The organism is Lactobacillus sp. ESL0237 (genome assembly GCF_003692985.1).
In the GTDB taxonomy this organism is placed as follows: domain Bacteria; phylum Bacillota; class Bacilli; order Lactobacillales; family Lactobacillaceae; genus Lactobacillus; species Lactobacillus bombicola.
On record NZ_REHE01000007.1, the window covers coordinates 109,975 to 121,742 of the forward strand.

General features: G+C 36.1%; 10 protein-coding genes. 8 read left to right on the plus strand and 2 right to left on the minus strand.

Annotated elements, in window-relative coordinates:
• The first annotated feature begins 49 nt into the window (after positions 1-49).
• The 5 genes from trmFO to F5ESL0237_RS03495 are packed head-to-tail and all read left to right on the plus strand — an operon-like array spanning position 50 to position 5,137.
• On the plus strand, positions 50-1,366 hold the full coding sequence (gene trmFO, locus F5ESL0237_RS03475) for a methylenetetrahydrofolate--tRNA-(uracil(54)-C(5))-methyltransferase (FADH(2)-oxidizing) TrmFO (RefSeq protein WP_090091901.1): 1,317 nt from the start codon (positions 50-52) through the stop codon (positions 1,364-1,366).
• Between the two features lies 1 nt (position 1,367).
• Complete coding sequence (gene xerA / locus F5ESL0237_RS03480; RefSeq protein ID WP_122021639.1) at positions 1,368-2,294, plus strand: site-specific tyrosine recombinase/integron integrase; 927 nt, start codon at positions 1,368-1,370, stop codon at positions 2,292-2,294.
• On the plus strand, positions 2,294-2,818 hold the full coding sequence (hslV, locus tag F5ESL0237_RS03485; protein WP_122021640.1) for an HslVU peptidase proteolytic subunit: 525 nt from the start codon (positions 2,294-2,296) through the stop codon (positions 2,816-2,818). The genes xerA and hslV overlap by 1 nt, the downstream gene beginning before the upstream one ends.
• 15 nt (positions 2,819-2,833) lie before the next feature.
• On the plus strand, positions 2,834-4,234 hold the full coding sequence (gene hslU / locus F5ESL0237_RS03490; protein WP_122021641.1) for an ATP-dependent protease ATPase subunit HslU: 1,401 nt from the start codon (positions 2,834-2,836) through the stop codon (positions 4,232-4,234).
• A gap of 18 nt (positions 4,235-4,252) precedes the next feature.
• Positions 4,253-5,137 carry an aldose 1-epimerase family protein gene (locus F5ESL0237_RS03495; RefSeq protein ID WP_122024644.1) on the plus strand — a complete coding sequence of 295 codons (885 nt, stop codon included), beginning with the start codon at positions 4,253-4,255 and terminating at the stop codon, positions 5,135-5,137.
• A 69-nt stretch (positions 5,138-5,206) separates the two neighbouring features.
• Here F5ESL0237_RS03495 and F5ESL0237_RS08620 read toward each other — a convergent pair whose 3' ends face one another.
• Positions 5,207-5,287, minus strand: coding sequence for an IS3 family transposase (locus F5ESL0237_RS08620; RefSeq protein ID WP_370448613.1), 81 nt, complete (start codon positions 5,285-5,287; stop codon positions 5,207-5,209).
• Between the two features lie 270 nt (positions 5,288-5,557).
• Between F5ESL0237_RS08620 and F5ESL0237_RS03500 the strand changes: the two genes are divergently transcribed.
• Together F5ESL0237_RS03500 and F5ESL0237_RS03505 are read left to right on the plus strand one after the other, a co-directional pair.
• Positions 5,558-7,129: an ABC transporter ATP-binding protein gene (locus tag F5ESL0237_RS03500; RefSeq protein ID WP_122024645.1), complete on the plus strand. Its 1,572-nt coding sequence runs from the start codon at positions 5,558-5,560 to the stop codon at positions 7,127-7,129.
• Positions 7,130-7,144: 15 nt separating this feature from the next.
• The gene (locus tag F5ESL0237_RS03505) at positions 7,145-8,776 is read left to right on the plus strand and encodes an ABC transporter ATP-binding protein (RefSeq protein ID WP_122024646.1); all 1,632 of its coding nucleotides are present in this window, start codon (positions 7,145-7,147) and stop codon (positions 8,774-8,776) included.
• Positions 8,777-9,062: 286 nt separating this feature from the next.
• Here F5ESL0237_RS03505 and plsY read toward each other — a convergent pair whose 3' ends face one another.
• A complete protein-coding gene (gene plsY, locus F5ESL0237_RS03510; RefSeq protein WP_090091914.1) occupies positions 9,063-9,698 on the minus strand; it encodes a glycerol-3-phosphate 1-O-acyltransferase PlsY in 636 nt (211 codons plus the stop codon).
• A 73-nt stretch (positions 9,699-9,771) separates the two neighbouring features.
• On the opposite strand from plsY, the gene parE reads away from it, so the two are divergent.
• Positions 9,772-11,754, plus strand: a complete 1,983-nt coding sequence (gene parE / locus F5ESL0237_RS03515; RefSeq protein WP_122024647.1) for a DNA topoisomerase IV subunit B — start codon at positions 9,772-9,774, stop codon at positions 11,752-11,754.
• Positions 11,755-11,768: the final 14 nt, after the last annotated feature.

Below are 11,768 nucleotides of genomic sequence, written 5' to 3' on the forward strand. Positions count from 1 at the left end.
TGATGATATTCTTTTACATAAATAATATTTTTAGTAAAGGAATATTGATATGCCTAAAAAAGTAACTGTAGTAGGTGGTGGCTTAGCTGGAAGTGAAGCTGCTTGGCAATTGGCTAAACGAGGAATTCCAGTTGATCTTTATGAAATGCGACCGCAAAAAATGACATCTGCACATAAAACAGGGCAGTTAGCTGAACTTGTTTGTACCAATTCAATGCGGTCGAATCAACTATCAAATGCGGTAGGATTGATAAAAGAAGAAATGCGTCAGTTAGATTCACTTATTATTGCTGCAGCAGATAAGACACAAGTTCCAGCTGGTGGAGCACTAGCTGTGGATCGGGATGATTTTAGTGACTATGTTACCGCTAAGTTGCACGCAATGCCGAAGATTACTTTTCATGATGAAGAAATAAAAATTTTGCCAACTGAAGGAATAAATGTTATTGCTACAGGTCCTTTAACTAGTGATGCATTAGCTACACAAATTCAAAAATTTTCTGGAACTGAAAGTTTACATTTTTTTGATGCTGCTGCACCAATTATTGCTGCTGATTCAATTGATATGGATATTGTTTATAAGAAGTCACGCTATGATAAGGGTGAGGCGGCATATTTAAATTGTCCAATGACGCAAGAAGAATATGAAAATTTTGCCCGTGAATTGGTGAGTGCAGAAACAGCTCAAGTGCATAGTTTTGAAAAAGAAGATGTATTTGAAGGTTGCATGCCGATTGAAGTTATGGCTGCTCGTGGTGAAAAGACTATGTTATTTGGTCCACTAAAGCCAGTAGGGTTAGAAGATCCACATACTGGGAAACAGCCGTATGCAGTAGTCCAATTGCGGCAAGATAATGCGGTTGCCTCAATGTATAATATAGTTGGCTTTCAGACTCATTTGAAGTATGGGGCCCAAAAGCGAGTTTTTTCAATGATACCAGGACTAGCCAATGCACGTTTTATTCGTTATGGTAAAATGCATCGTAATACTTATATGGCCTCACCTGAAGTACTAACGGCAAGTTATGAAGCTAAAAAATGTGCTGGCCTCTTTTTTGCTGGTCAAATGACAGGTGTAGAAGGATATGTTGAGAGTGCAGCCAGTGGCTTAGTTGCTGGAATTAATGCAGCCAGAAAAGCGAGCGGACAAGATACAATTATTTTTCCGAAAATTACTGCAATGGGTTCAATGGCTAATTATGTGACTACAGCTAATGTTAAGCACTTTCAACCAATGAATGCTAGTTTTGCTTTGATACCTGGTCTTGAAGGTAAAAAAATTCGTAATAAGCGTGAACGGCATGAAAAAATTAGTGAGCGTAGCTTGGAAACGCTAGCAAAGTTCAAGCAAGAAGTGATAGACTAAAATGGTAGCGGAAGAAAGTAATTTTTTGCAACTTTTTATTTCGTATTTACAAAATGAGCGTCAATATAGCAAGGCAACTATTAGGTCTTATCAAACTGATTTGCTTGAAGCAAAAATGTTTTGGCAAGAAAATGGTGGCTTTACTGGTTGGGAAAAAGTAGTACCCAGGGATGTGGAGATTTTTTTACAAAATTTGGCTCAACGTAAGCTTGCACGTACTACTCAAGCGCGAAAAATGTCAAGTTTACGTTCTTTTTATCATTTTTTGTTTAAACGAAAAATGATTAAAGTTAATCCGACTCAGACTATTGTCTTGAGAGCTAAAGAACGAAAACTACCGCAATTTTTTTATCCACCAGAAATTGATCAAGTTATAACTTCACTAAGTAGTAAAGATCCATTAACAATGCGTAATCTAGCGATGTTTGCATTGTTTTATACAACTGGTATGAGGGTTAGTGAGGTTAGTGGATTAAAAATTAAGGCAATAGATTTTGATTTAAAGATTATCTTAGTCCATGGTAAGGGGAATAAGGATCGTTATGTAGCTTTTGATGATCAAACTAAAGTTGTATTAGTAGATTATTTAGAAAGTGCGCGCAAGCAACTTTTAGCCAATGCAAAAGATACAGATCATGTTTTTTTAAATAGTCGGGGACGATCATTAACCTCGCGTGGCATTGAGTATGTTATGCAAAAAGTGTTTAACAATGCAGGAATTAACGGTAAAGTGCATCCACATGAGTTACGGCACTCCTTTGCGACGGCTATGCTCAATAATGGTGCTGATTTGCGTAGCGTTCAAGAATTACTTGGTCACGTTAATCTTTCAACCACCCAGATATATACGCATGTGACTATGAGCCATCTACAAGCAAATTATAAAAGATTTTTTTCCCGCAATGATAAGAAAGACGAGGCAAAATAATGACAACAATATGTTCAGTAAAATATAATGGTAAGACTGCAATTGCAGGTGATGGACAGGTTACTTTAGGTGAAAAAGTAATTGCTAAGTCAACTGCTAAAAAAATTCGCCGGATATATCATAATCAAGTAGTAATCGGTTTTGCAGGTGGGGTTGCGGATGCTGTTAGTCTGCAAGACATGCTTGAAGGAAAGTTAGAGGCATTTGGTGGAGATTTGCGCCGAGCAGCTGTTGAAATGGCGCAAGCATGGCGTAAAGATGCAACTTTACAGAAATTGGAAGCCATGATTATTGCTTTTAATGATCATGACCTATTGCTTATTTCTGGTAATGGAGAGGTTTTAGAGCCAGATGAGAATGTTGTTGCGATTGGTTCAGGTGGCAATTTTGCTCAAGCGGCGGCAATTGCGATGATTAGGCATTCTTCGAATATGACAGCGAGTGAAATTGCACATGAAGCAGTTGAAATTGCTGCTGGTATTGATATTTTTACCGATGACCAAATTAATACAGATGAACTTTAAAAGCAGGTGAAACTCATGGAAACAAAGACTCCTAAGCAAATTGTTAGTTTGCTAAACGAATATATTATTGGTCAAGATAATGCTAAAAAGGCAGTTGCAGTTGCCCTTTATAATCGTTATCGGCGCATGCAATTATCCAGTAAAATGCAGGCAGCAATAACTCCTAAAAATATGCTGATGGCAGGACCAACGGGTGTGGGTAAGACAGAAATTGCTAGAAGGTTAGCCACAATCGTTAAGGCACCTTTTGTTAAAGTAGAAGCAACTAAATTTACAGAAGTTGGCTATGTCGGTCGTGATGTGGAATCAATGGTACGTGACTTGGTTAATGAAGCAGTTCGTATGGAAGAAAAAGAACAATTTGATCAAGTTCGTTTACAGGCAACTAAAGAAGCTAATAAAGCTTTAGTACGCTTGCTAGTTCCTGGTATTAAACGTGAAAAGCAAAAGAATATGATGGAAGAATGGCAACAGATGATGTCGGCGATGACTTCAGGTACTCAGGCAGACGCTAATTCAAATGAAGAAGAAGTAACTGATGCTATCCGTAATGAGCGTTTGACTGTCGCTGAACAATTAAACAAAGGCTTACTAGAAAATCGAGATGTTACAATTAACGTTGAACAGGCACCTAAAGTTAACCCGATGGGTGATATGATGGGGCAAATGGGTATTGATATGAGTTCAATACTTAATGGGCTAGCACCTAAAAAGAAAATTAAGCGCACCTTACCAGTTCGAGAAGCACGTGAAATTTTAATTCAAGAAGAATCACATAAGATGGTTGACTATGATTCAATTTATCAAAAAGCGATTGAACGGACGGCTAATAATGGCATCATTTTTATTGATGAAATTGATAAAATTGCTGCTGGTAATAAAAAAACTTCTGGGGAAGTATCACGTGAAGGGGTACAGCGCGATATTTTACCAATTGTTGAGGGATCGACCGTGCAGACAAAATACGGTCCAGTTGAAACAGACCATATTTTGTTTATTGCAGCCGGTGCCTTCTCTGAATCTAAACCTAGTGATTTAATTCCTGAATTACAGGGACGTTTTCCAATTAGAGTGGAACTTAATGCGTTGACAAAGAATGATTTTGTGAAAATTTTAAAGGATCCAGCCGATTCTCTGTTAGAACAGTACGTTGCTTTGATGAAAGCAGATGGTGTTAAATTGATTTTTACACAAGAAGCTATAAGTCGAATTGCACAAATTGCTTATGATGTCAATCAGGGAACTGATAATATTGGTGCAAGAAGATTGTCGACTATTTTAGAAAAATTGCTTGAAGATGTGCTTTATGAAGGACCAGATATGGCCATGGGTGAAATAACGATTACTGAAGCATATGTTAATGAAAAACTTAGTGATATAATAACAAATAAAGATTTAACCAAGTTTATTCTTTAATAAAGGCGATGAATGATCATGGATTACACTATTAAAAATAGTATTTTACAAGTTGTTATTTCAAATATAGGTGCCGAGATTCACAGTGTTAAAAGTCTGCATAGTAACTATGAATATATTTGGCAGGCAAATCCAGATGTATGGCAACGGCATGCACCAATTCTGTTTCCTATCGTAGGTAAATTGAAAAATAATCAATATACTTTTCAAGGTAAGACCTATCAAATGGCCCAGCACGGTTTTGCCCGCGATATGGCATTTGAGGTTGAGCAACATACCGCTGAGAGTATTACTTTTTTGCTAACAGATACAGCTCAGACAAGAGAAATTTATCCCTTTAAGTTTGAACTGCGGGTTAACTATAATTTATTAAACAATTTACTTGAAGAAAACTTTAGTATTACCAATAAATCAGATTATGAAATGATTTTTGGAATTGGCGGTCATCCGGGATTTAATATTCCAACAAGTTCGGTTATTAGCAAGTCTGATTTTTATTTTAGTACTAAACCTTCACTTACTCGTGTGCAAATTCCAATAAAAAGTAATGGTCTTCTAGACTGGGCTAATCGCTCTCTAGCATCGACTAATAGTTTGATTACCTTAAGCGAACATTTATTTAAAAATGATGCCCTGGTTTTTGAATTACATGGCCATGATAATCGCATATCGTTGAAAACTGATACTAGTAATTATCATGTTAATGTATGGCTGCGGGATGCACCTTTTGTAGGGATTTGGTCACAGTATCCCCAAATGGCTGATTATGTTTGTATTGAACCTTGGTGGGGAATTGCTGATCGAGCAGATTCGACTGGGAAGTTAGAAGAAAAATTTGGAATGAATCACCTTGAAACAGGAAAAACTTTTACTGCTGGTTTTAGTATGGCTTTTCATGATTAAGGTAAAAAGCTTAGTGTTAATTATTGACTGAAACTAACCCCTAGAATTAGAAGTTAATATTATTTCATTTTATAAGGCCGTATTCCGATATTCAATCGGGGTGCGGCCTTTTAACTTATACTTAATTCTAGTTTTAGTGTAGTATTTGATTCACTTTAATAGACAATCTGTTTTCCAAAAGATATAGGTAAATCTAAGAATGTAGAATCTATTTCTAACTTCTGCCATTGCAAGCTTGAGTTTACTAATACTATAAATTGCTGGCTTAACTGTAAGTCTTTCAGGTAATAACTCATTTATAAGCATTCTATGAAAGAATATTAACATTGACTTTAAAAATAACATATTTTTTTATTTTATTCTATTGCTATATGGTAAAATATAGCAATAGTTTTTCATTTATATTGAAAGAGAAGTGCAATGACACTTAAGAATCTTTTTAAAGTCAATCTTTTGCGGGGAAGTTTGTTACTAATTATTTACCTTATGTACTCTTATACAGGAACTGCAGCGGCATATCTCTTTAGGTACGCCTTAAATGCCTTAACACATAAAGACCTAATAACTTTTTTATACTGGTGCAGCGTTGAAATATTGGTTGCCATTGTGAGCAGCTTGTTCTTAACTATTAGTACTTACCTGTTTAACAAACAGATTCAACAATATGTCCATGTGCTCAGAGATAGGATTATTCATCATTATTATCACAATAGCGATAGGGAAGTTGGCGAAATACAGAACATTTTAAATAATAATATGAAGATATTGACGGATGAATATGCCAGACCTTGGATTCTTATCTTAAGCAGCAGCTTAATGCTTTTGATGTCTATCGGTGTGTTGTTTTCTATGCATTGGACGCTGGTCATAGCTACAGTCCTCACTTGTGTCATAGTACTTGCTCTGCCTCAATTAACCCAAAAAATTACCACGCGTGCAACTAAGGCAGCTTCCCAGAAAAACGCCGTCTTTTTAAAGACAGTTGCTGACTGGTTTAGTGGATTAAATGTATTACGGCGCTACCATGCAATTAACAGATTGCAAAATGTGCTTAACCAAAGTAGTGGTAGGCTTGCTGATGCAAATGAAAAAAAACAAAAAGCATTGAGTACTGCTGATGGACTAAATGGGGTAGGTAATTCAATTGGTCAAGTTGGTATTATCCTCTGGGGTGGTCTACTTTTCTTTCACCACCAATTAGACATCGGTGGTTTGCTTGTTGCTAGTAACTTTGTTAGTTCTATTTTTGATGAATTATGGGACATAATTGACTCCATTACGCAGATAAAGGCCACTAAAGACCTGCGCACCGAATTGCACACGTTGACTCAGGATACTGAAACAGATACTGAAGTGGACGCTTCTCCTGCTGCTATCAGTGTAAAAGGGCTAGTGATAACTTACGAGGGCCACCAGATAAGGTATCCAGATTTTGCAATTAGGGCTTGCGACAAGGTCTTGCTTAGCGGAGACTCGGGCACTGGGAAGTCAACTCTGCTTAAAGCTATCTTGGGCAAGTTGCAGCCTACGGCAGGCTCAATTGAATATTACAATAAAAAAGGTGAATTGATTACGCCTAACTACAGACAGATTGGCTATGTAGCCCAGGACGGCGTTCTTTTTCCTGATACAATTGCAAATAATATGACAATGTTTCAACATTATCCAGAAAGTCAGTTAAATAAAGTGATTGATTCGGTTGAATTAACTGACGATCTGACCAAGTTTCCCCAAGGTGTAAACACGACAATCAATCTCGATAATCTCAACGTATCTGGTGGTCAGCAACAAAAAATCATCTTAGCGCGGGCCAAATTAAAAAGGCAAAATTTGTTGCTACTAGACGAGCCAACTAGTGCAATCGACAGTAAAACTAGTACTAAGATTATCAAATCACTGCTAGCAAGTGATCAAACCATTATCATGATTGGTCATAATTTGCGACCGGAAGTGCAAAAATTATTTGATTATCGTATTAACTTAAGCAGATAGAAGTAAGGAAAGATTATGAAAATCAAAGATTTTTGGCAGGTGAATCCTGTTGTTTTTATTTGTACGATAATAGTTAAGCTATTAGCGCCTGCTTTGGCCCTGATAAACACACAGGTTGGAATATACCAGGTTGATGCTATTCAACAGGTTAGTTTATCCAAGTTTTTAAAACTAACGGCGTTTTCCTTTGTTTTGCTAGTAGTTAGTTACTTAATAGAATATCTATTTGATTATATTTTAGCCAAACAAAAAGAACGATATAAAAAAATTATAAGAGTAAAAATAGTTAGCCATCTCTGTTATACCAAGCAAGAATATGCAATTGCTCAAATACAGAATTTTTTAACAAACGACCTAATTCAAAGTGAGGAAAACTATCTTGATGCTTTTTTCAAATTGGTTAGTGGCATCGGCTATTTTGTTTCTGCTTTAGTATTGTTGTTTACTATCCATTGGGCCATGTTAATCGTTATTTCCTTGATGGTAATTGTATCATTACTTTTACCCAAGTTAATAGCAAGGCCGTTACAAAAAGCTATGATGACTATTTCTGCTAGTAACAAAAACTATCTTGATACAATAAGAAGTTGGTTGACCGGAATAGAAGAGTTACAAAGATATTTTGCTGGTAATCACCTTTTTGTAGTATTAAGCAAATCTTCACAAAAATTAGAGAACGCTAATGTCAAAGAAACTGGAATAAAGCAATATCTTAAATTTGTTAACGAAGTCTCCTCTCAAGTTATGTTACTGTTGCTATATGCTGTCACTGGCTATTTAATTATTACCAAGCAAATAGCTTTTGGGGTGATTTCAGTAGTTAGTGATCTCAAATATTATTTAACTAGTGGTATTGAGATGATCACAGAGGCTCGTGGAGCCATGATTGGAGTTACTGATCTTAATAGGCAGATTGAAGATTTAGTCATACCAGTTATTAAGCAGGAAGAAGCCAATGTAGGTTTAGAAGAAGTAGATGAAATTATCACAGCTGATTTGCAAATGGCTTTCCCGAATGGTGAAAGTTTACAATTACCCGATATTAAAGTTAAACCTGGCCAAAAAATATTGTTAACGGGTGAGTCAGGTGTAGGCAAATCAACCTTGCTTAAAATTCTGGCCGGTGAACTTAGACCTAGTTCTGGTCATGTGATCTATTGCGGTAGGCATGGCAATCTAGCTCACCCTGATTTAAGTACAATCGGATACTTGCCTCAAAATGCAGTTTTATTTCCTGATAGCATAGTTGACAACATAACCATGTTTGATGATAACTTAGCGCCAATGGTGCCAGAATGGGTCAAAGATATGCAGCTGCAGCAAGACATTGCCGAGCAGAAGCTGAACCTGCAAACAAAACTTGATTTAAATAAGCTGACTATTTCAGGTGGTCAAAGACAAAAAATAGTTTTGGCACGTGCACTAATTCATCAAAGTAGAATCATTCTGGTTGATGAGGGAACAAGTGCGATTGATGAACAGGCAACTATAAAAATCTTACGTAAAATTATGGCGACTGATGCCAGTGTAATCTTCATTGCGCATAATTTAAATCCAGAAATGAAACAACTTTTTGATTACGAACTTCATTTTTTTAGAAACAATAACAAAATCAAGGCGAATATCATTGCCAACATAGCTATTTAGAAAACTTAATATAAACTCGGAAGTTTAAGTTTAACTAAAAGCTTAGACATTTTATTATTATAAAAGACCCAATGCGCGGTTTGAATATTAATGTGAACCCCAAAATTAGGATAGTTTAGTAAATTTAACCATAATAAAACCCTCCAGCTGGATTTTTAGTCCATTCTAGAGGGGAACCTCAGTTAATTATTGATACTATTTTTTTTATTAATTATTTTATTGCGAACTTTTGTTCTGATGATTTATAATTATAACAGCCAGTTTTTCTGGTTGTATTTATTTTAGTTTATAACTTATGGTGCTTTTTTTTATACCAGTACCATAAGCCGAAGGGAATAATATTTTCTTGGTGGTGAATAAGTCGATTTATATTACTGCGATGGCGATTAAAAAGGATAATCATAATGCAGCCAACGATGATCTCTAAGAAAAGATCATGAAAGAAAAAGGTAGTAATAAAAATCAAAACAACAGCGATTAAACTTGATAAGCTTACATAAGAAGTAATAAACACAAGGGGCAAAAAAATCAAGGCACAAATGCTGAAAAACTTCAAATCGTAGCCTAAGAAAAGTCCGGCACTAGTTGCAACAGCTTTTCCCCCCTTAAATTTAAGGAAAATAGAAAAAGTATGTCCTAAAATTGCTAAGCAACCACAAATTAGAAGAAGATACTTTGGACCAGAAATTTGCAATAATCTTGGCAGATTAGTTGCTAAGGTTCCTTTAAGTACATCAATGATTAACACAAAGCTACCAGCTAATGGTCCAAAAACTCTAAAAGAATTAGTTGTTCCTATGTTACCTGAACCATATTTACGTATATCTTCTGCGAAAAATATTTTTCCGATAACAACCCCGGTCGGAAATGATCCTAGTAAGTATGCTAAAATAAATACCAGTATTAATTTTAGATTTATCATTTATATCCTACTCTCTTAATTTCTAATCTTATTCTATCAAAGATTGTTTAGTGTGAGAACAGAACAAAAATAAATGATTAAAAAAACTGGAGGAATTTATTTGGCTAAAACAAATAAAAATATAAATTCATATGATGATTCGTCAATCCAGATTCTTCATGGTTTAGAAGCTGTACGTAAAAGACCAGGAATGTATATTGGATCGACTGACATTCACGGTTTAAACCAGTTAGTTTATGAAATCGTTGATAATTCAGTTGACGAAGCTATGGCTGGTTTTGGCCAAGAAATTGATGTAACCATTCACGGTGATAACAGTGTGACTGTACGTGATTTCGGACGGGGGATGCCTACTGGCATGCACAAGTCTGGTAAGCCGACGATTGAAGTGATATTGACTGTTTTACATGCCGGTGGGAAGTTTACCGAGCAGAACTATAAAACTTCTGGTGGACTCCACGGTGTAGGATCATCTGTTGTCAATGCTCTTTCTAGTTATATGTGTGTAAAAGTAGTGCGTGATGGCATATTGTATGAAGAGGAATTTACTAATGGTGGTCATCCTGTTGGCAGTTTAAAGCGTCTTGGTAAAACTAAGGAACCAACAGGTACTACTATAACTTTTAAGCCAGACGAAACAATTTTTTCGACCACAAAATATAAGTATGAAGCTATTCAAGAGCGAATTCGGGAGTCTGCTTTTTTACTAAAGGGCGTTCGTTTTGTTTTAAAGGATGAACGTGAACCTATACATCATGATGACTTCAAGTATGATAACGGAATTGAATCTTTTGTATCATACCTTAACGAAGGCAAGGATACATTAAATAATGTCTTTTACTTTGATGGAAAACAAGATGAAATTGAAGTCGAATTTAGTGGTCAATATAGTGATAGTTATTCTGAAAGTCTTGTTTCTTTTGTAAATAACGTGCGTACAGCTGATGGTGGAACACATGAAGTTGGTGCACGAAGTGGCTTTACGCGAGCATTCAATGATTATGCTAAAAAGCAAGGATTACTTGGTAAAAAAGATAAAAACTTGGATGGCTCGGACTATCGTGAAGGTCTAAGTGCAGTATTGTCAGTAAAAATACCTGAAGAGCTTTTGGAATTTGAGGGCCAGACTAAGGGAAAACTGGGTACCCCACAAGCTAGATCAGTAGTTGATGCAATTGTTTATGAAAAAATGTCTTACTATTTAATGGAAAATGGTGAGCTGGCTCAAGAATTAGTTAAAAAGGCCCAGCGTGCAAGGGATGCTCGCGAAGCTGCAAAAAAAGCACGTAATGAAAGTCGAAATGGTAAAAAAAGACGTAAAAAAGAAGTATTATCAGGTAAATTAACCCCCGCCCAATCTCGTAATCCGAAAAAAAACGAGTTATTTCTTGTCGAAGGTGATTCTGCTGGTGGTTCCGCTAAACAGGGGCGTGATCGTAGATTTCAGGCAATATTACCTTTGCGCGGTAAAGTATTAAATACGCAGAAGGCTAAATTGCAAGATATTTTTAAAAATGAAGAAATTAATACTATGATCTATACTATCGGTGCAGGTGTGGGAGCTGAATTTAAAGTTGACGATTCTAATTACGATAAAGTAATTATTATGACGGACGCTGATGATGATGGTGCTCATATTCAAATTTTGCTATTGACTTTTTTCTATCGGTATATGAGGCCAATGATTGAACATGGCAAAGTATATATTGCTTTACCACCTTTATATCGCTTACAAAAAGGGCGCGGTAAAACTAGACGGGTTAAGTATTCTTGGACGGATGAAGAATTAGCAATTGATGAGGAAAAAATTGGCCGTGGCTATACTCTGCAGAGATTCAAGGGATTGGGCGAAATGAACGCTGAACAATTATGGCAGACAACGATGAATCCTGAATCTAGAATGTTAATTCGAGTTAAGATTGACGATGCGGCATTAGCTGAACGCCGCGTAACTACTTTAATGGGTGACAAGGTTGATGCTCGGCGCAAGTGGATTGAAGAGAATGTTAAGTTTAGAATGGGCGAAAGTGCATCAATTTTAGAAGAAAATGAGTAGAAATAAAGAGGTTT

Excerpts from the sequence above, each read along its gene's own strand:
- trmFO (WP_090091901.1), top strand. The coding sequence starts at position 50 with ATGCCTAAAAAAGTAACTGTAGTAGGTGGTGGCTTAGCTGGAAGTGAA.
- xerA (WP_122021639.1), top strand. The coding sequence starts at position 1,368 with ATGGTAGCGGAAGAAAGTAATTTTTTGCAACTTTTTATTTCGTATTTA.
- hslV (WP_122021640.1), top strand. The coding sequence starts at position 2,294 with ATGACAACAATATGTTCAGTAAAATATAATGGTAAGACTGCAATTGCA.
- hslU (WP_122021641.1), top strand. The coding sequence starts at position 2,834 with ATGGAAACAAAGACTCCTAAGCAAATTGTTAGTTTGCTAAACGAATAT.
- F5ESL0237_RS03495 (WP_122024644.1), top strand. The coding sequence starts at position 4,253 with ATGGATTACACTATTAAAAATAGTATTTTACAAGTTGTTATTTCAAAT.
- F5ESL0237_RS03500 (WP_122024645.1), top strand. The coding sequence starts at position 5,558 with ATGACACTTAAGAATCTTTTTAAAGTCAATCTTTTGCGGGGAAGTTTG.
- F5ESL0237_RS03505 (WP_122024646.1), top strand. The coding sequence starts at position 7,145 with ATGAAAATCAAAGATTTTTGGCAGGTGAATCCTGTTGTTTTTATTTGT.
- plsY (WP_090091914.1), bottom strand. The coding sequence starts at position 9,698 with ATGATAAATCTAAAATTAATACTGGTATTTATTTTAGCATACTTACTA.
- parE (WP_122024647.1), top strand. The coding sequence starts at position 9,772 with ATGATTAAAAAAACTGGAGGAATTTATTTGGCTAAAACAAATAAAAAT.